This is a genomic window from Massilia sp. UMI-21 (assembly GCA_015277795.1).
In the GTDB taxonomy this organism is placed as follows: Bacteria; Pseudomonadota; Gammaproteobacteria; order Burkholderiales; family Burkholderiaceae_D; genus Telluria.
In genome coordinates this window covers 714,694-732,310 of record CP063848.1, presented here as the reverse complement: position 1 = coordinate 732,310, position 17,617 = coordinate 714,694, and the positions used below count along the sequence as shown (strand labels likewise).

General features: G+C 61.3%; 29 protein-coding genes and 1 tRNA gene. 3 read left to right on the top strand and 27 right to left on the bottom strand.

From position 1 onward, the window contains the following. Nucleotides 1-28: 28 nt before the first annotated feature. From rpsD to IM543_03095, 27 genes are all read right to left on the bottom strand, one after another. The gene (gene rpsD / locus IM543_03225; GenBank protein QOY94924.1) at nt 29-652 is read right to left on the bottom strand and encodes a 30S ribosomal protein S4; all 624 of its coding nucleotides are present in this window, start codon (nt 650-652) and stop codon (nt 29-31) included. 270 nt (nt 653-922) lie between these two features. After that, complete coding sequence (gene rpsK, locus IM543_03220) at nt 923-1,327, bottom strand: 30S ribosomal protein S11 (GenBank protein ID QOY94923.1); 405 nt, start codon at nt 1,325-1,327, stop codon at nt 923-925. Between the two features lie 14 nt (nt 1,328-1,341). Continuing rightward, the gene (rpsM, locus tag IM543_03215; GenBank protein QOY94922.1) at nt 1,342-1,707 is read right to left on the bottom strand and encodes a 30S ribosomal protein S13; all 366 of its coding nucleotides are present in this window, start codon (nt 1,705-1,707) and stop codon (nt 1,342-1,344) included. A gap of 12 nt (nt 1,708-1,719) precedes the next feature. After that, nucleotides 1,720-1,833, bottom strand: a complete 114-nt coding sequence (rpmJ, locus tag IM543_03210; protein ID QOY94921.1) for a 50S ribosomal protein L36 — start codon at nt 1,831-1,833, stop codon at nt 1,720-1,722. Between the two features lie 36 nt (nt 1,834-1,869). After that, a complete protein-coding gene (gene infA / locus IM543_03205) occupies nt 1,870-2,088 on the bottom strand; it encodes a translation initiation factor IF-1 (GenBank protein ID QOY94920.1) in 219 nt (72 codons plus the stop codon). Between the two features lie 20 nt (nt 2,089-2,108). Continuing rightward, nucleotides 2,109-3,443, bottom strand: coding sequence for a preprotein translocase subunit SecY (secY, locus tag IM543_03200; GenBank protein QOY94919.1), 1,335 nt, complete (start codon nt 3,441-3,443; stop codon nt 2,109-2,111). Between the two features lie 28 nt (nt 3,444-3,471). Further along, nucleotides 3,472-3,903 carry a 50S ribosomal protein L15 gene (rplO, locus tag IM543_03195; protein QOY94918.1) on the bottom strand — a complete coding sequence of 144 codons (432 nt, stop codon included), beginning with the start codon at nt 3,901-3,903 and terminating at the stop codon, nt 3,472-3,474. Between the two features lie 28 nt (nt 3,904-3,931). Further along, complete coding sequence (gene rpmD / locus IM543_03190) at nt 3,932-4,111, bottom strand: 50S ribosomal protein L30 (GenBank protein ID QOY94917.1); 180 nt, start codon at nt 4,109-4,111, stop codon at nt 3,932-3,934. An 11-nt stretch (nt 4,112-4,122) separates the two neighbouring features. Continuing rightward, the gene (gene rpsE / locus IM543_03185; protein QOY94916.1) at nt 4,123-4,641 is read right to left on the bottom strand and encodes a 30S ribosomal protein S5; all 519 of its coding nucleotides are present in this window, start codon (nt 4,639-4,641) and stop codon (nt 4,123-4,125) included. Between the two features lie 12 nt (nt 4,642-4,653). Further along, nucleotides 4,654-5,016: a 50S ribosomal protein L18 gene (gene rplR, locus IM543_03180; GenBank protein ID QOY94915.1), complete on the bottom strand. Its 363-nt coding sequence runs from the start codon at nt 5,014-5,016 to the stop codon at nt 4,654-4,656. A gap of 11 nt (nt 5,017-5,027) precedes the next feature. Continuing rightward, nucleotides 5,028-5,561: a 50S ribosomal protein L6 gene (rplF, locus tag IM543_03175; GenBank protein ID QOY94914.1), complete on the bottom strand. Its 534-nt coding sequence runs from the start codon at nt 5,559-5,561 to the stop codon at nt 5,028-5,030. 9 nt (nt 5,562-5,570) lie between these two features. Continuing rightward, a complete protein-coding gene (rpsH, locus tag IM543_03170; GenBank protein QOY94913.1) occupies nt 5,571-5,966 on the bottom strand; it encodes a 30S ribosomal protein S8 in 396 nt (131 codons plus the stop codon). Nucleotides 5,967-5,980: 14 nt separating this feature from the next. Beyond that, nucleotides 5,981-6,286 carry a 30S ribosomal protein S14 gene (rpsN, locus tag IM543_03165; protein QOY94912.1) on the bottom strand — a complete coding sequence of 102 codons (306 nt, stop codon included), beginning with the start codon at nt 6,284-6,286 and terminating at the stop codon, nt 5,981-5,983. Between the two features lie 4 nt (nt 6,287-6,290). After that, nucleotides 6,291-6,830 (bottom strand): 50S ribosomal protein L5, encoded by a 540-nt coding sequence (rplE, locus tag IM543_03160; GenBank protein QOY94911.1) that lies wholly within the window; start codon nt 6,828-6,830, stop codon nt 6,291-6,293. Nucleotides 6,831-6,835: 5 nt separating this feature from the next. Then, the gene (rplX, locus tag IM543_03155; protein ID QOY94910.1) at nt 6,836-7,150 is read right to left on the bottom strand and encodes a 50S ribosomal protein L24; all 315 of its coding nucleotides are present in this window, start codon (nt 7,148-7,150) and stop codon (nt 6,836-6,838) included. A gap of 9 nt (nt 7,151-7,159) precedes the next feature. Next, a complete protein-coding gene (rplN, locus tag IM543_03150) occupies nt 7,160-7,528 on the bottom strand; it encodes a 50S ribosomal protein L14 (protein QOY94909.1) in 369 nt (122 codons plus the stop codon). A gap of 226 nt (nt 7,529-7,754) precedes the next feature. Further along, nucleotides 7,755-8,027, bottom strand: a complete 273-nt coding sequence (gene rpsQ, locus IM543_03145) for a 30S ribosomal protein S17 (protein QOY94908.1) — start codon at nt 8,025-8,027, stop codon at nt 7,755-7,757. Continuing rightward, nucleotides 8,024-8,215 carry a 50S ribosomal protein L29 gene (gene rpmC / locus IM543_03140; protein QOY94907.1) on the bottom strand — a complete coding sequence of 64 codons (192 nt, stop codon included), beginning with the start codon at nt 8,213-8,215 and terminating at the stop codon, nt 8,024-8,026. The genes rpsQ and rpmC overlap by 4 nt, the downstream gene beginning before the upstream one ends. 12 nt (nt 8,216-8,227) lie before the next feature. Next, on the bottom strand, nt 8,228-8,647 hold the full coding sequence (rplP, locus tag IM543_03135; protein ID QOY94906.1) for a 50S ribosomal protein L16: 420 nt from the start codon (nt 8,645-8,647) through the stop codon (nt 8,228-8,230). A 2-nt stretch (nt 8,648-8,649) separates the two neighbouring features. Then, on the bottom strand, nt 8,650-9,480 hold the full coding sequence (rpsC, locus tag IM543_03130) for a 30S ribosomal protein S3 (protein QOY94905.1): 831 nt from the start codon (nt 9,478-9,480) through the stop codon (nt 8,650-8,652). An 11-nt stretch (nt 9,481-9,491) separates the two neighbouring features. Beyond that, entirely contained in the window at nt 9,492-9,824 is a 333-nt protein-coding gene (gene rplV / locus IM543_03125) for a 50S ribosomal protein L22 (protein ID QOY96503.1), read from the bottom strand. After that, nucleotides 9,821-10,096, bottom strand: coding sequence for a 30S ribosomal protein S19 (gene rpsS, locus IM543_03120; GenBank protein QOY94904.1), 276 nt, complete (start codon nt 10,094-10,096; stop codon nt 9,821-9,823). Before rpsS ends, rplV begins: the two co-directional genes overlap by 4 nt. A gap of 10 nt (nt 10,097-10,106) precedes the next feature. Next, entirely contained in the window at nt 10,107-10,934 is an 828-nt protein-coding gene (rplB, locus tag IM543_03115; protein QOY94903.1) for a 50S ribosomal protein L2, read from the bottom strand. Next, nucleotides 10,934-11,251 (bottom strand): 50S ribosomal protein L23, encoded by a 318-nt coding sequence (gene rplW, locus IM543_03110; GenBank protein QOY94902.1) that lies wholly within the window; start codon nt 11,249-11,251, stop codon nt 10,934-10,936. The genes rplB and rplW overlap by 1 nt, the downstream gene beginning before the upstream one ends. After that, on the bottom strand, nt 11,248-11,868 hold the full coding sequence (rplD, locus tag IM543_03105; GenBank protein QOY94901.1) for a 50S ribosomal protein L4: 621 nt from the start codon (nt 11,866-11,868) through the stop codon (nt 11,248-11,250). Before rplD ends, rplW begins: the two co-directional genes overlap by 4 nt. A gap of 2 nt (nt 11,869-11,870) precedes the next feature. Beyond that, nucleotides 11,871-12,527: a 50S ribosomal protein L3 gene (gene rplC / locus IM543_03100; protein ID QOY94900.1), complete on the bottom strand. Its 657-nt coding sequence runs from the start codon at nt 12,525-12,527 to the stop codon at nt 11,871-11,873. Between the two features lie 266 nt (nt 12,528-12,793). After that, a tRNA-Val gene (locus IM543_03095) sits at nt 12,794-12,870 on the bottom strand. A gap of 369 nt (nt 12,871-13,239) precedes the next feature. Here IM543_03095 and ggpS point away from each other — a divergent pair. The 3 genes from ggpS (at nt 13,240) to IM543_03080 (ending at nt 17,578) form a co-directional block, all read left to right on the top strand. After that, the gene (ggpS, locus tag IM543_03090) at nt 13,240-15,588 is read left to right on the top strand and encodes a glucosylglycerol-phosphate synthase (GenBank protein ID QOY94899.1); all 2,349 of its coding nucleotides are present in this window, start codon (nt 13,240-13,242) and stop codon (nt 15,586-15,588) included. 14 nt (nt 15,589-15,602) lie between these two features. Next, nucleotides 15,603-16,697: a mechanosensitive ion channel family protein gene (locus IM543_03085; protein ID QOY94898.1), complete on the top strand. Its 1,095-nt coding sequence runs from the start codon at nt 15,603-15,605 to the stop codon at nt 16,695-16,697. Nucleotides 16,698-17,002: 305 nt separating this feature from the next. After that, nucleotides 17,003-17,578, top strand: a complete 576-nt coding sequence (locus IM543_03080; GenBank protein QOY94897.1) for a TerD family protein — start codon at nt 17,003-17,005, stop codon at nt 17,576-17,578. Nucleotides 17,579-17,617 lie beyond the last annotated feature (39 nt).

Below are 17,617 nucleotides of genomic sequence, written 5' to 3'. Positions count from 1 at the left end.
CGTCGCGGGAAGACCGCGACGATGTCGATTAACGCGAGTACAGTTCGACGATCAGCGCTTCGTTGACGTCAGCAGCGATCTCGTTGCGTTCCGGGAACGAACGGAAGGTGCCTTCCATCTTCTTGCTGTCGACCGACACCCATGCCGGCATGCCGATTTGTTCAGCCAGCGACAGGGCTTCCTGGATACGCACTTGCTTCTTGGCCTTTTCGCGCACAGCGATGACGTCGCCGGTCTTGACCTGGTACGACGCGATGTTCACGACGTTGCCGTTCACGGTGAAGGCCTTGTGGCTCACCAGCTGGCGCGCTTCAGCGCGGGTCGAGCCGAAGCCCATGCGGTACGCGACGTTGTCGAGACGCGCTTCCAGCAGCTTCAGCAGGGTTTCGCCGGTGTTGCCCTTGCGGCGCGATGCTTCCGCGAAGTAGCGGCGGAACTGGCGCTCGAGCACGCCGTACATGCGCTTGACCTTCTGCTTTTCGCGCAGCTGGTTGCCGTAGTCCGAGGTGCGGGCACCCGACTTGACGCCGTGCTGGCCTGGCTTGATGTCCAGTTTGCACTTCGAATCGAGCGAGCGACGTGCGCTCTTCAGGAACAGGTCAGTGCCTTCACGGCGCGACAGTTTTGCTTTTGGTCCGATATAACGTGCCACGTTGAATACCTTTATAAATTAAATCACGCCCCAGAGGCATCGCAAGCGATGCGGCAGGCGCTAGTCCACCGCTGCATGACGATGGACGTGGCTTGAAAAAATCGCCGGCCGTACGAACGGCAGACGACAATAGCCGGGCAGTATAACCCATTTTCAGGGCACTGCACCGGCCAATCTCGTAAAACACAACGGGGCGCAAGGCCCCGTTGTTGGCTTTTCGCGACGCCAGGCGGTCCGAAGACCACCTTGCATCAGCTTCAGCGAGCCGTATTAGATACGACGACGCTTCGGCGGACGGCAGCCGTTGTGCGGAACCGGGGTAACGTCCTGGATCTCGGTGATCTTGATGCCCAGGTTGTTCAGTGCGCGCACAGCCGACTCGCGGCCTGGGCCTGGGCCCTTGATGCGCACTTCCAGGTTCTTCACGCCCGATTCCTGAGCGACCTTGCCTGCGGCTTCGGCAGCAACCTGCGCTGCGAACGGGGTCGATTTGCGCGAACCCTTGAAGCCGGCGCCGCCGGAGGTTGCCCACGACAGAGCATTGCCCTGGCGATCGGTGATCGTGATGATGGTGTTGTTGAAGGACGCGTGGACGTGGGCGATGCCCTCGGCGACGTTCTTCTTGACTTTCTTGCGCACGCGGGCTGCTGCTGCGCTGCTCTGTTGCTTGGCCATAGTCGGTTCCTAGATTATTTCTTGAGCGATTGAGCGGCCTTGCGCGGGCCCTTGCGGGTACGTGCATTGGTACGGGTACGCTGGCCGCGCACTGGCAGGCCCTTACGGTGACGCATGCCGCGGTAGCAGCCCAGGTCCATCAGACGCTTGATGTTCATGGACAGTTCGCGGCGCAGATCGCCTTCCACGACAAACTTCGCGACTTCGTCACGCAGCTTCTCGAGTTCGTTGTCGTCCAGGTCCTTGACCTTCTTGTTGGTCGCGATACCGGTTGCGTCGCAGATTTTCTGCGAACGTGGACGGCCAACACCGTAGATCGCCGTCAGGCCGATAACAGTGTGCTGATGATTTGGGATGTTAACCCCTGCAATACGTGCCATTCGTTATTCCTCTTAACCTTGACGCTGCTTATGACGCGGCTCGACGCAGATCACGCGGACCACGCCCTTGCGCTTGATGATCTTGCAGTTGCGGCAGATCCGCTTGACTGAAGCGTTAACTTTCATTTTGCACTCTCTTCGGTTCGTTTACTTTAATAATTTTTACTTGGTGCGGAACACAATGCGAGCCCGGGACAGATCGTACGGGGTGAGCTCCACCGTTACTTTGTCACCCGGGAGAATGCGGATGTAATTCATGCGCATTTTACCCGAGATATGTCCAAGAACCACGTGACCGTTTTCCAGCTTCACGCGAAATGTTGCGTTCGGGAGGTTCTCGAGAACCTCCCCTTGCATTTGGATGACGTCGTCTTTTGCCATTCGGTCTATGCCTCCCCCGCTTATCGCGACGGAATTCCGCCCTTGAAGTTCGCCTTCCGCAACAATGATTCGTACTGTTGCGACATGACGTAGTTCTGCACTTGTGCCATGAAGTCCATTGTCACCACCACGACGATCAGCAGCGACGTGCCACCGAAGTAGAAAGGAACTTTCCACTGCGAGGTCATGAATTCTGGCACCAGGCACACCAGGGTGATGTAGACCGCACCGGCCAGGGTCAGGCGCATCAGGATCTTGTCGATGTAGCGGGCAGTCTGCTCGCCCGGACGGATGCCCGGAACAAACGCGCCGCTCTTCTTCAAGTTGTCCGCCGTTTCCTTGCTGTTAAATACCAGCGCCGTGTAGAAAAAGCAGAAGAACACGATCGCCACCGCATACAGCAACGCGTGGATCGGCTCGCCCGGTGCCATCGACGCGGCCAGGTCCTTCAGGAACCCGATGAACGGGCTCGAGGAGTCCTTGCCACGCGTGAACCAGTCGACGATCGTCGCCGGGAACAGGATGATCGACGAGGCGAAGATCGGCGGGATCACGCCTGCCATGTTCAGCTTCAAGGGCAGGTGGCTGGTTTGGCCACCGTAGATCTTGTTGCCGACCTGGCGTTTGGCGTAATTGACCAGGATCTTGCGCTGGCCGCGTTCCACGAACACGACGGCATACGTCACCGCCGCCACCAGAATCACGATGAGGATCGCGGAAATGCTGCCGATCGAACCGTTCGAGACCAGGGTGAACAGGCCACCCAGGGCCGACGGCAGACCTGCTGCGATACCGGCAAAAATGATGATCGAAATACCGTTGCCAAGACCACGTTCGGTGATCTGCTCGCCCAGCCACATGAGGAACATGGTGCCGGTCAGGAGCGTCACGACCGTAACGAAGCGGAAGCCCATGCCCGGATCGAGCACGAGACCAGGCTGCGCTTCGAGCGCGACCGCGATGCCGAACGCCTGGAACAATGCCAGTGCCACCGTGAAGTAACGGGTGTACTGGGTGATCTTGCGGCGGCCGGCTTCGCCCTCTTTCTTCAGCGCCTCGAGTTGCGGCGAGACGATCGATGCAAGCTGCATGATGATCGAAGCCGAAATGTAAGGCATGATGCCGAGGGCGAACACGGTAAAGCGGGACAGGGCGCCACCCGAGAACATGTTGAACATGCCCAGGATGCCGCCTTCGTTCTGCTTGAACAGCGCTGCCAGCTGCACCGGGTCAATCCCGGGGACCGGGATGTGAGCACCGATGCGGTACACGACCAATGCGCCAAGCAAAAACCACAGCCGACCCCAGGGGAAGCCGGACGCGGCGCTTTTACCAAGTTGTGAATTAGTCGCCAATTTTTGCTCCGATCAGGCAGGGCCGCAATTAAGCGACCGAACCGCCAGCTGCTTCGATCGCCGCTTTCGCGCCGGCAGTAGCCTTCAGGCCCTTGAGGGTCACCGCTTTGGTGATCTCGCCCGACAGGATGACGCGCACGTCGCGTGCCACCACCGGCAGGATGCCTGCTTGCTTCAGCACCAGGATGTCGATTTCGCCGACGGCCAGGTTGTTCAGGTCCGACAGACGCACTTCAGCCTTGAACGATGCGTTCAGCGACTTGAAGCCACGCTTCGGCAGACGACGCTGCAGAGGCATCTGACCGCCTTCGAAGCCGACCTTGTGGAAGCCGCCCGAACGCGATTTCTGACCCTTGTGACCGCGACCGGCAGTCTTGCCCAGACCCGAGCCGATACCGCGGCCAACGCGACGCTTCGCGTGCTTGGCGCCGTCAGCTGGTTGAATGGTATTGAGTTCCATTGATTTCTCCGTACGTAAGCCCGAAGGCTTACGAGACTACTTTAACGAGGTACGCGACTTTGTTGATCATGCCACGCACGGATGGGGTGTCCTGCAGCTCGGAAACCGAGTTGACACGACGCAGGCCCAGACCGCGGACGGTAGCACGGTGATCCTGACGGGTACCGATCAAGCCCTTGACGAGCTGAACTTTGACAGTGTTTGCCATGTTTGTTCCCCTTAACCCAGGATGTCTTCAACCGACTTGCCGCGCTTGGCAGCGATGTCGGATGCAGTGCTCATTTTCGACAGGCCGTCGAGGGTGGCGCGAACCAGGTTGTACGGGTTCGACGAACCGGTCGACTTGGCGACCACGTCGGTCACGCCCATCACCTCGAAGATAGCGCGCATTGCGCCACCAGCGATCACGCCGGTACCAGGCTTGGCCGGCATCATCATGACGCGCGAGGCGCCGTGTCGACCCGACACCATGTGGTGCAGCGTACCGTTCTTGAGGGGCACCTTGATCAGGTTGCGGCGGGCTTCTTCCATTGCTTTCTGCACGCCGACAGGAACTTCCTTCGACTTGCCCTTGCCCATGCCGATGCGGCCATCGCCGTCACCGACAACGGTCAGCGCTGCAAAACCCATGATACGACCACCCTTGACCACTTTGGTCACGCGGTTGATCGCGATCATTTTCTCGCGCATGCCATCATCCGGCTTGTCGCTTTGCATTTTTGCTTGCATTTTTGCCATGACGATTCTTCCTTAGAACTTCAGACCGGCTTCACGCGCGGCTTCTGCCAGCGCCTTCACACGGCCGTGGTAACGGAAACCCGAGCGGTCGAACGCAACTTCGGTGATTCCTGCTTTCAGTGCTTTCTCTGCGACGCGCTTGCCGACCAGGGCAGCAGCGGCAGCGTTGCCGCCGGCGCCGGTCTTGCCAGCCAGTTCGGCGCGCACTTCTGCTTCCAGCGTCGAAGCCGACACCAGCACCTTTGCGTCCGGGCTGATCAGGTTCGCATAGATGTGCAGGTTGGTGCGGTGAACCGACAGACGGTTCACGCCCAGCTGGGCGATCTTGATGCGGGTTTGACGTCCGCGACGCAGACGCGATTGTTTCTTGTCCATGTCAGCTCCGATTATTTCTTCTTGGTTTCTTTAAGCTTCACCACTTCGTCCGAATAACGGACACCCTTGCCTTTGTAAGGCTCAGGCGAGCGGTAAGCGCGCACTTCAGCGGCGACCTGGCCGACCTTTTGACGATCGATACCCTTGATCAGGATTTCGGTCGGGGTCGGGGTCACTGCGGTGACGCCTTCCGGCATCGCGTGCAGCACCGGGTGCGAGAAGCCCAGCGACAGGTTCAGGGCGTTGCCCTGCACAGCTGCCTTGTAGCCCACGCCCACCAGGTTCAGCTTGCGCTCGAAGCCCTTGGTGACGCCGGTAACCATGTTGTTGACCAGGGCGCGCAGGGTGCCCGACATGGCGTTCGATTCACGGGAATCGTCCACCACGTCGAACGTCAGCGTGCCGTTGTTGTTTTCCACTTTGACCAGGCCGTTCAGCGGCTGGGTCAGGGTGCCGAGCGGGCCCTTGACGGTGATCGACGACGCGTTGATCGCGACATCGGTACCTGCCGGGACGGCGATTGGCATCTTAGCTACTCGAGACATGTCTACTCCTTAAGCCACGTAGCACAGCACTTCGCCACCGACGCCGGTAGCACGTGCTTTGCGGTCAGTCATGACGCCTTGCGGGGTCGAGACGATTGCCACGCCCAGGCCGTTCATGACCGACGGGATTTCGTTCTTGCCTTTGTAGACGCGCAGGCCAGGACGGGACACGCGCTCGATGCGCTCGATGACCGGACGGCCGGTGTAATACTTCAAACCGATTTTCAGTTCAGCCTTGCCACCTTCGGTGGTCACGGCGAAATCTTCGATGTAACCCTCGTCCTTCAGGACGTTGGCGATCGCAACTTTAACTTTCGACGACGGCATGTTGACGGTGGTCTTCGAAACAGTTTGTGCGTTGCGGATGCGGGTCAGCATATCGGCGATAGGATCGCTCATACTCATTGCTTATTCTCCTATTACCAGCTGGCTTTGGTCATACCCGGGATTTCGCCTTTCATGGCGAATTCGCGGAGCTTGGTGCGGGCCAGACCGAATTTACGGAAGGTGCCACGTGGACGGCCGGTGATGGCGCAGCGGTTACGTTGGCGGGACGGGGCCGAGTTACGCGGCAGTGCCTGCAGTTTCAGGCGTGCTTCGTACTGCTCTTCTTCCGACTTCGACTGGTCGTTGATGATCGCTTTCAGAGCTGCACGCTTTGCGGCGAATTTCTCCACCAGGTCTGCACGCTTCTGTTCGCGGTTAATCAGTGCAAGTTTTGCCATGCTCTTAGTTCCTGAACGGGAATTTGAAGGCGGCGAGCAGCGCTTTGGCTTCTTCGTCGGTCTTAGCGGTCGTGGTGATCGAGATGTTCATGCCACGCAGCGCATCGATCTTGTCGTAATCGATTTCCGGGAAGATGATCTGCTCTTTGACGCCGATGTTGTAGTTGCCACGGCCGTCGAACGATTTGCCATTGACACCACGGAAGTCACGCACGCGCGGCAGGGCCACGGTGATGAAACGGTCCAGGAATTCGTACATACGGTTACCGCGCAGGGTCACCATCGTACCGATCGGGTAGCCTTCGCGGATCTTGAAACCTGCGATTGCCTTGCGCGCCTTGGTCACGACCGGCTTCTGGCCGGCGATCTTGGTCAGGTCGCCAGTGGCGTGCTCGATGACCTTCTTGTCAGCGACTGCTTCCGACAGACCCATGTTCAGGGTGATCTTGGTCAGGCGCGGGACTTCCATGATCGACTTGTAACCGAATTTCTCGGTCAGTTCGGCGACGACTTTTTCTTTGTAAATTGCTTGGAGACGGGCCATTGTTCTTACCCTTTCACTACTTCGCCGTTCGACTTGAAGACGCGGACTTTTTTGCCGTCCTGGTCTTTGAAGCCAACGCGATCTGCCTTGCCGGTCGCAGCATTGAACAGCGCGACGTTCGACACGTGAATCGGCATAGTCTTGTCGACGATACCACCAGTAACACCGGTCATCGGGTTCGGCTTGGTCGCTTTTTTAGCGACGTTGACGCCTTCAACGATGACGTGTTCAGCGTCTACACGCTTCTGAACGACGCCACGCTTGCCCTTGTCTTTCCCGGCCAGAACGATGACTTCGTCGTTTTTACGAATCTTATCCATGTCGACTCCTTACAGAACTTCAGGTGCCAGCGACACGATCTTCATGAACTTCTCGGTACGCAGCTCGCGCGTGACCGGTCCGAAGATACGGGTGCCGATCGGCTCCAGCTTGGCGTTCAGCAGGACGGCGGCATTGCCATCGAACTTGACCAGGGAACCGTCCTGGCGGCGCACACCTTTAGCGGTACGCACAACCACGGCGTTGTAAATTTCGCCCTTCTTGACGCGACCACGCGGCGCAGCCACCTTGACGGTGACCTTGATGATGTCGCCAATGCTCGCATAACGGCGCTTCGAGCCGCCCAACACCTTGATGCACAGAACTTCCTTGGCACCGGTGTTGTCGGCTACTTCGAGCCGGCTTTCGGTTTGAATCATAGTATTTTCTTTCCCAACTTAAGCCGTAGAAAACCCCACGGAAACCGTGGGCCTGCGGTCAGTCTTGGTCCCGCCGCTTTGCCCCTGCTGGAGCGCCGCGTTTGGGTGATGGACTTTCCATTCGTTACAGGCCGCAGTTACCGAGGAATACAAACTGCGGCAACACATGAACGAAGCCCGCTAGTATCACAGATACCAGCGGGCCACGCAAGACAAATTTTAAGGCTTAGATGACCTGTGCTTCTTGCACAACACGGGTCACGGTCCAGGCCTTCGTCTTCGAGATCGGGCGACCTTCCGTGATCTCGACCGTGTCGCCGGTCTTGACCTGGTTGGTCTCGTCGTGCGCGTGATACTTGTTCGAGCGCACGATGATCTTGCCGTACAGCGGGTGCTTCACGTGACGCTCGATCAGGACGGTCACCGTCTTGTCCATTTTGTCGGACACGACCTTGCCGACCAGCGTACGCTTCAGCGCCGTTTTAGTGGTGTCGTTCATTTGGCTTCCTTCGAGTTCATCACAGTCTTCACACGCGCGATGTCGCGACGTACTTTCTTGAGCTGCGCGGTATTGCCCAGCTGCTGGGTAGCGATTTGCATGCGCAGGCCGAACTGGGCCTTCAGCAGCTCATTCAGCTCCTTCTGCAGCGCTTCCTGGTCCTTGCCGCGGAGTTCCGATGCTTTCATATTCAACTCCTGTTATTGGCCGACTTGACGGACCACGAACGTGGTCGCCAGCGGCAGTTTGGCAGCGGCCAGGCGGAACGCTTCGCGCGCCAGTTCTTCAGCAACGCCGTCCATCTCGTACAGGACTTTGCCTGGCTGGATTTCAGCGACGTAGTACTCCGGGTTACCCTTACCGTTACCCATACGGACTTCAGCCGGCTTGTTCGAGATCGGCTTGTCCGGGAAGATACGGATCCAGATACGGCCGCCACGCTTGATGTGACGGGTCATGGCACGACGTGCCGCTTCGATCTGGCGTGCGGTGATACGGCCGCGGGCAACTGCCTTCAGGCCGAACTCGCCGAACGAGACCGCGGTGCCGCGGGTGTGCGAAATGCCGGTGTTACGGCCTTTCTGCTCTTTACGATACTTCCTGCGCGATGGTTGCAGCATGCTTATTCTCCTGCTTTCTCAGCTGGCGCAGCGGCGGCCGGAGCGGCAGGCTTGACAGCCGGACGCGCACGGACGGTAGGTGCTGCGGTGCCAGGACGGGCGCCGCCAGCCGGGCGTGGGCCGCGCGACGGCTTGCCGTCGTCGCGACGCGGGCCGCGTGGCTTCTTCTCATCCGGCGGGGTGTCGATGACTGGTGCTTCGCCGGTGACCGAACGGTCGCCCTTGTAGACCCAGACCTTGACGCCGATGATGCCGTAGGTGGTCGATGCTTCGCTGGTGCCGTAGTCGATATCGGCGCGCAGGGTGTGCAGAGGCACACGGCCTTCGCGGTACCATTCGGTACGTGCGATTTCGATGCCGTTCAGGCGGCCCGACGACATGATCTTGATGCCGACAGCGCCCAGGCGCATGGCGTTCTGCATCGCACGCTTCATGGCGCGACGGAACATGATGCGCTTTTCGAGCTGCTGCGAGATCGAGTCGGCGATCAGCTGCGAATCGATTTCCGGCTTGCGGATCTCTTCGATATTGACGTGCACAGGCACGCCCATGATCTTCGCCAGCGACGACTTCAGCACTTCGATGTCTTCGCCTTTCTTGCCGATCACGACGCCCGGACGCGACGAGTAGATCGTGAAGCGCGCGTTCTTGGCAGGACGCTCGATGACGACGCGACCGACCGAAGCGTTCTTCAGCTTCTTCTTCAGGAAAGCGCGTGCTTCCAGGTCTTCCTTCAGCATGTCGGCAAAGTTGCCGTTGCCAGCGTACCAGCGCGATGCCCAGTTACGGGTGACCGCCAGGCGGAAGCCGGTTGGGTGGATTTTCTGACCCATTCTGTGACCCCTTAGTTACCGACAGTCACGTAAATGTGACAGGATTGTTTCGAAATGCGATCACCGCGGCCTTTGGCGCGAGCCGTAAAGCGCTTCAGGATCGGGCCCTTTTCAACGTAGATCTGGACGACCTTCAGTTCGTCGATGTCGGCGCCATCGTTGTGCTCGGCGTTGGCGATTGCCGACTCGAGCACCTTCTTGATGATGGTCGCGCCCTTCTTCGGGCTGAACTGCAGAATGTTGAGTGCTGCGTCAACTTTCTTGCCGCGGATCAGGTCCGCAACGAGGCGGCCCTTTTGTTCCGACAGGCGAACGCCTTTGAGGATTGCTTTAGTTTCCATTATCGTTTCGCCTTCTTGTCAGCAGCGTGGCCCTTGAACGTACGGGTCAGCGCGAATTCGCCGAGCTTGTGGCCGACCATGTTCTCCGACACGTACACCGGCACGTGGACCTTGCCGTTGTGCACGGCGATGGTCAGACCGATGAAGTCAGGAGAGATCGTCGAGCGGCGCGACCAGGTTTTGACTGGCTTCTTGTCTTTGGTCGCTTGCGCGGCTTCGACTTTTTTCACCAGGTGGGCGTCAATGAACGGCCCTTTTTTCAATGAACGAGTCATGTGTTATCCCTTATTTCTTGCCGCGGCGCGAGACGATCATCGACGAAGTGCGCTTGTTCGAACGCGTCTTCTTGCCCTTGGTCTGCTGGCCCCATGGCGACACCGGATGACGACCTGCTGCCGTCTTGCCTTCACCACCACCGTGCGGGTGATCGACCGGGTTCATGACGACACCGCGGACGGTCGGACGCACACCGCGCCAACGCATCGCACCGGCTTTACCGATCTTGCGCAGGCTGTGCTCGGCATTGCCGACTTCGCCCACGGTTGCACGGCACTCGATGTGCACGCGACGGACTTCACCCGAGCGCAGGCGAACCTGGGCGTAGGTGCCTTCACGGGCCATCAGGACGACAGCGGCGCCGGCGGTGCGGGCCATCTGCGCGCCTTTGCCAGGCAGCATCTCGATGCAGTGCATCACGGTACCGACCGGGATGTTGCGGATTGGCAGGCAGTTACCGGCCTTGATCGGCGCTTCCGAACCGTTCATCAGGGTGTCGCCGACAGCGACGCCCTTCGGAGCGATGATGTACGCACGTGCGCCGTCCGCGTAGCACAGCAGAGCGATGTGCGCGGTACGGTTCGGGTCGTATTCGATACGCTCGACCTTGGCAGGGATGCCGTCCTTCTGGCGCTTGAAGTCGACCAGACGGTAGTGCTGCTTGTGGCCACCGCCCATGTGGCGGGTGGTGATGTGACCGTTGTTGTTACGGCCAGCAGTCTTCGATTTCTTCTCAACCAGGGCTGCGAGCGGACGACCTTTGTACAGGTCGCTGTTCACAACCTTCACCATGCCGCGGCGGCCTGGGGAGGTTGGCTTCATCTTAACGAGTGCCATTATTTAGCCTCCTCGACAAAATTGATTTCCTGACCCGGCTTCAGGGCCACGAAAGCGCGTTTGGTGTGGTTGCGGCGACCGGTGAAACGGCCCGAACGCTTGACCTTGCCTTCGCGGTTGACGGTTTGCACCGATTCCACTTCGACCTTGAACAGCAGTTCGACGGCAGCCTTGATTTCCGGCTTGGTCGCATCCGGCAGAACCTTGAACACGATCTGTTCGTTCTTTTCAGCGACGAAGGTCGCCTTTTCGGAAATGACCGGAGCCAGCAGCACCTTCATCAGGCGCTCTTCGCTGAATTTGATTGCGGCGCTCATGCGTACATCTCCTCGATCTTGGCCAGAGCTGCTTTGGTGACCAGGACTTTTTTGTAGAACACCAGCGACATCGGATCGGCTGCCTTCGGCTCGACGACGAGCACGTGCGGCAGGTTACGCGATGCCAGTTCCAGGTTTTCATCGATGGTGTCGGTGATCACCAGGACCGATTCCAGGCCCATGCCCTGCAGCTTTTGCGACAGCAGCTTGGTCTTCGGAGCTTCGATCGACAGGTTTTCGACAACGTTCAGACGGCCTTCGCGGGCCAGCTGCGAGAAGATCGAGCAGATACCTGCGCGGAACATCTTCTTGTTGACCTTGTGCGAGAAGTTCTCGTCCGGGGTGTTCGGGAAGATGCGACCACCGCCGCGCCACAGAGGCGACGACGACATACCAGCACGAGCGCGGCCGGTGCCTTTCTGGCGCCATGGCTTCTTGGTGGTGTGGCTGACTTCTTCACGGTCTTTCTGCTTGCGGTTGCCGCTGCGCGCGTTGGCGGCGTAGGCGACCACGACCTGGTGGATCAGGGCTTCGTTGTATTCACGGCCGAACACGGTGTCGGCAGCTGCAACGCCGGCGCCAGCTTGACCTTGCTCATTCAGGAGCTGGAGTTCCATACTTAGGCTCCTTTCTTGGCTTTGGTTTTGACAGCCGGCTTGACGATCACCTGGCCGTTCTTGGCGCCAGGAACGGCACCTTTCACGAGCAGCAGTTGACGGTCAGCGTCGATGCGGGCGATTTCCAGGTTCTGGGTGGTGACGGTAACGTCGCCCATGTGACCGGTCATGCGCTTGCCTGGGAACACGCGGCCCGGATCCTGCGCCATACCGATGGAGCCAGGAACATTGTGCGAACGCGAGTTACCGTGGGTCTGACGACCCGAGGCGAAGTTGTGACGCTTGATGGTACCGGCGTAGCCCTTACCGATCGAGGTGCCTTGCACGTCGATTTTCTGGCCCACTTCGAACATCGAAGCATTGATGGTGTCGCCGGCTTTGAGTTCAGCGGCTTTTGCGGAATCGATGAGGAATTCACGCAGCATCGTGCCAGCTTCGACGCCAGCTTTGGCGTAGTGGCCGGCAGCGGCCTTGTTCACGCGCGAGGCGCGACGTTGACCGAAGACAACCTGAACTGCAGTGTAGCCATCAGTTTCAGGGGTTTTGACTTGCGCAACACGGTTGTTGGACACGTCCAGCACGGTGACAGGGATCGAATCGCCGTCATCCGTGAAGATACGCATCATGCCAACCTTGCGACCGAGGAGGCCCAGGCTCATTTTTTCTCCATTCCCACCTACGATTGGGCGGGGCTAATTAGTACTACTAAAAAAGCATGGGCTAAAAAAGACGCGCCCATACCGAAGCCGGCTAGTATAGCGTGCAAACGGCAACGGCGCAACAGGATTAACGAGGTGAACTCGGCCTGTTGCGTTTTCCGCAGTGTCCTGGAGAGAGCGAGGAATCTGACCATGCTGGTCAGCACAGAAAAGGCGCATCACACGCCTTTTCTCTGCAAGCCATGAAGGCTTGCGATCTGGAAGTCTGGTGGGCGGTGCAGGATTCGAACCTGCGACCCCTTGGATGTCGACCAAGTATTCTAACCAGCTGAACTAACCGCCCGGGGAGCCGCATTATACGAGCCTGCCCGACAGTTTTGCAATAGCTTTTTTTAAAGGTGTGCGCGGCCCGCCGGCGCACGATCGACCCGCACGTATCGGGCCACGGGTTGTCCGGGCCGCCATAAAATGCTATTGTACAAATGTGTTCAGCGGGACAGGCGCCCCGCGGCGACGCATCCGGGTCCCAGACGGGACCCACATCCCGGCGCCAGTCTCTCCGCTTCCCTAGTTTCCCTTCGCCGGCAGATGGCGGTGCATTCCCCGCACCGCATCTGCCATTCCTGGCATGCGCGCCTTGTGGCGTATCACGCATGCTCCGACCCGGTCCGCCGCCCTTCGCGTGCGGACGCATCGTAGAAAAGGATGATTCATGACTGTCATCGATTCGCAACGTTGGTCCCGCCCTCTCGACCCCACCCGCCTCGTGCTCGCCACCGACCTGGACGGCACACTGCTGGCCGGCACCCATGAGGCACGGCGCCGCGTGCGCGACCTGTTTGCCGCCACCGCCGCCCAGGCGGAGGACCCCGCGGGCGTGCGCCCGACCCTGGTATTCGTCACCGGACGCGGCCTGGAAAGCGTCATACCGCTGCTGAGCGACCCGACCATCCCGCGCCCGGACTTCATCATCGCCGACGTCGGCGCCACCGTGGTCGACAGCGAGCTGCGGCCGGTCGAGCAGATCCAGCGCGAGCTGACCGCCCACTGGCCCGGCAGCCAGGCCGTGCTGCGCGCCCTGTCCGGCTTCCCGGAACTGGTGCGCCAGAGCGTGCCGCAGGAGCGCCGCTGCTCCTTCCTGGCTCCCGAGGACGCGATGACGCCGGAGCTGCAGGCGGCGGTCGAGGCGCTCGACTGCGAACTGCTGTTCTCGGCCGGCCGCTATCTCGACGTGCTGCCGCGCGGGGTCGGCAAGGGCGCCGCGCTGCGCCGCCTGGTCTCCGTGGCCGGCTTCGATCCGGCCAGCGTGGTGGTGGCGGGCGACACCCTGAACGACCTGTCGATGTTCGAGACCGGTTTCCGCGGCGTGGCCGTGGGCGGTTCCGAGCCGGCCCTGGTCGAGCGCGTGCGCAAGAACTCGCGTGTCTACGTGGCCACCGCGGAAGGCTGCGGCGGCATCCTGGAAGCCCTGACCCACTACGGCATGAAGCTCGGCGCGGGTGAAGGCATGCAGCCGACGCCCAGCCACGGCGACGCCGAGCTGGTCATGGTGTATCACCGCCTGCCCTACGACGAGCTGGTGGTGGATGGCGTCACCCTGCAACGCCGCCCGAAGAGCCCGAACGGCATCATGCCCACCCTGCTGAGCTTTTTCGCGGATGGACGCAAGGGCTCGTGGGTGGCCTGGTCGCAGCAGGACAGCCGCGATCCGCAGGACTTCGAATCGCACGTGGCGGTGGATGCCGCCCGCTATCCGAACCTGAAGGCGGCCCGCATCGCCCTCACGCCGGAGGACATCGACCTGTTCTACAAGAAGTTCTCGAAAGAAGCCTTCTGGCCGATCATCTTCTCCTTCCCGGACAAGGCCGAGTTCAAGCAGGCCCACTGGGAGCGCTTCCTGGAAGTGAATCGCCTGTTCGCCGAGCAGACCGCGCGCGAAGCCGCGCACGGCGCCACCGCCTGGATCCACGACTACAACCTGTGGATGGTCCCGGCCTTCCTGCGCGCGCTGCGCCCGGACCTGACGATTGCCTTCTTCCACCATACGGCCTTCCCCTCGAGCGACGTGTTCAACATCCTGCCGTGGCGCCGCGACATCATCGGCAGCCTGCTGCAATGCGATTATGTGGGCTTCCACGTGCCGCGCTACGTCGAGAATTTCGTCGATGCGGTGCGCTCGTTCGCGCCGGTCGAGATCGCGGGCACCGAAGCCTGCGCGCCGCGCTTCCTGACCTACGGCTGCGCGCTCGGGGTCGACCGCGTGACGACCGCGATCGAGGTCGGCGAACGCCGGGTGGCGCTGGGTGCGCATCCGGTCGGCACCGACGTCAAGCTGATCGGGCGCCTGGCGGCCGGCGACGAAGTGCAGCGCCAGCTGGGTGAGCTCGACAGCTACCTGGCAGGCAACGCCGACCAGCGCCGCACCGGGATCGTGTCGATCGAACGCCTGGACTATGTCAAGGGCTCGCTGGAAAAGCTGGAAGCCTACGAGCGCATGCTGGAGCGGCATCCTGAGATGCTGGGCAAGGTGACCCTGCTGAACATCGTCACCCCGGCCGCCAGCGGCATGGAGATCTACGACAGCCTGCGCGAGGAACTCGACCGCACGGTGGGCCGCATCAACGGCCGTTTCTCGACCCTCGACTGGGTGCCGGTACGCTACTTCTACCGCTCGCTGCCCTTCGAAGACGTGCTGGCTCACTACGCTGCCGCCGGCGTTGCCTGGATCACGCCGCTGCGTGACGGCCTCAACCTGGTTGCCAAGGAATACATTGCTACCCGGCATGCGCTGGGACGGCCGGGCCTGCTGATCCTGTCCGAGTTCGCCGGCGCCGCCGTCGAGCTGCATGGCGCCCTGCTGGTCAACCCCTACGACGCCAACGCCATGAGCGAAACCCTGTACCAGGCGCTGACCATGGGCGAGGACGAGATCGCCTACCGCTCCGAGCGGCTGGCGATGATCGTCGAGGAGCACGACGTGCGGCATTGGGGCGAAGGCTTCCTGGCCGCGCTGGCGGAAGAAGAAAAGCTCGCCGCTATCGACCAACGTCCGGCCGCCTGAACGGAAGCGCACACGTGAATACCATGTTTCTTGGTAATCCCGTGGCCGACTGGCTGGTGGCGCTGGCGCTGGCCGCGATGACGGTGGTTGGCCTGGACGGCCTGAAGACGATCGTGCTGCGGCGCCTGCGCGCCGTGGTCGCCGCCGCGCCCGGCGCTGCGCGCGGCGCCGGCGCGGCCGTGGCCGCGCTGTCGGCAACCCGGCTGGCGGTGCTGGTCGTGGTCGGCCTGTATGCCGGCGCCAACATGCTGGCGCTGCCGGAGCGCACGCAGCTGTTCCTGAGCCGGGCCGCCATCGCCGCGCTGCTGGTCCAGTGCGCGATCTGGGGCGACCATGCGGTCAAGGCCTGGCTGGCCGGCGCCCGCGCCCAGCAGGCGGGAGACCCCGACCGCATCACTTCCTCGGTGGCGGTCGCCTACCTGATGCGGGTGGTGCTGTGGGCCGTGGTCGCGTTGATGATCCTCGATAACCTGGGCGTCGACATCACCACCCTGGTGGCCAGCCTGGGCATCGGCGGTATCGCGGTGGCGCTGGCGGTGCAGAGCATCCTGGGCGACCTGTTCGCCTCGCTGTCGATCGTGCTCGACAAGCCTTTCGTGGTGGGCGATTTCATCATCGTCGACAAGATGCTGGGTACGGTCGAGCGCATCGGCCTGAAGACCACGCGCGTGCGCAGCCTTGGCGGCGAGCAGATCGTGTTCTCGAATGCCGACCTGCTCAAGAGCCGGATCCACAACCTGCGCCGCATGGAAACACGGCGCGTGGCGTTCCAGTTCGCGGTCACCTACGACACGCCCGAACCTGCCCTGCGCGCCCTGCCGGACCTGCTGGCAGCGATCGTCACGGCCCAGCCGCAGGTGCGCTTCGATCGCGCGCACCTGAGCTCGCTGGCGGCGCCCGCCTACAGTTTCGAAGTCGTGTATTTCGTCGATAGCGCGGACTATCTCGTGTTCATGGACGTGCAACAGGAAATCTACCTGCGCATCGTGGCCATGCTCGCCGAACAGGGCATCCGCCTGGCGCTGCCGGCACAGACCGTGCACCTCGACGCGTCCGGCGAGCTGCCGGTCGTCGGGAAGACCTTCCTCGATACCCGGGCCGCCGCCTAGCCGCGGCATGCCGGGCGCGCGTCCAGACAGCCCATGTCCGGCCGCGCCGCCCGGCTGCAGGCCAACCCCGCCGGAAGCACATCCAGCGCTCTTTGCGCCCCCCATCCAGGCCAGAATCTTACGAAGCCGACAAGGGCGTATGGACATCACGCCAGAGAGCAATGTGAAATCCGGAGCGTGTACAATCGAATAATTAACGCCCTGGATACGCTGGGCGGGCGTTGATTCGGACACTGACCCGCCGGCCCTCGCGCCCCTTGCGGCCGCGACGATGGCCGATCCACCCGACTAATAAAGGAGTTCGTATGGCAATCAGTTTGCAGAAAGGCGGCAACGTCAACCTGAGCAAGGAAGCACCGGGTTTGACCAAGGTGATCATCGGCCTCGGCTGGGACCCGCGTTCCACCGACGGCGCCGCTTTCGACCTCGACGGCAGCGCTTTCCTGCTGAAGACGGACACCAAGGTCCGCAGCGACAGCGATTTTATTTTCTATAACAACCTGAAATCGAGCGACGGCTCGGTGGTCCACGCCGGCGACAACACCACCGGCCAGGGCGAAGGCGACGACGAGAAGATCGCGGTCGACCTGTCGCGCGTGCCGGCCGACATCGACAAGATCTCGTTCTGCGTCACCATCCACGACGCCGACGCACGGCGCCAGAACTTCGGCATGATCGCCAAGGCCTACATCCGCTGCCTGAACGGCGCCGGCGAGGCCGAGATCGCGCGCTACGACCTGTCCGAGGACAGCTCGACCGAAACCGCGATGATCTTCGGCGAACTGTACCGCCACGGCGGCGAGTGGAAGTTCCGCGCCGTCGGCCAGGGCTTCAAGGGCGGCCTCGGCCCGCTGGCGCGTTCGTTCGGCGTCAACGTCTGAACAAGAAGCGGCCCCAGCCGCTCTTCCCGCGTGCCCGCG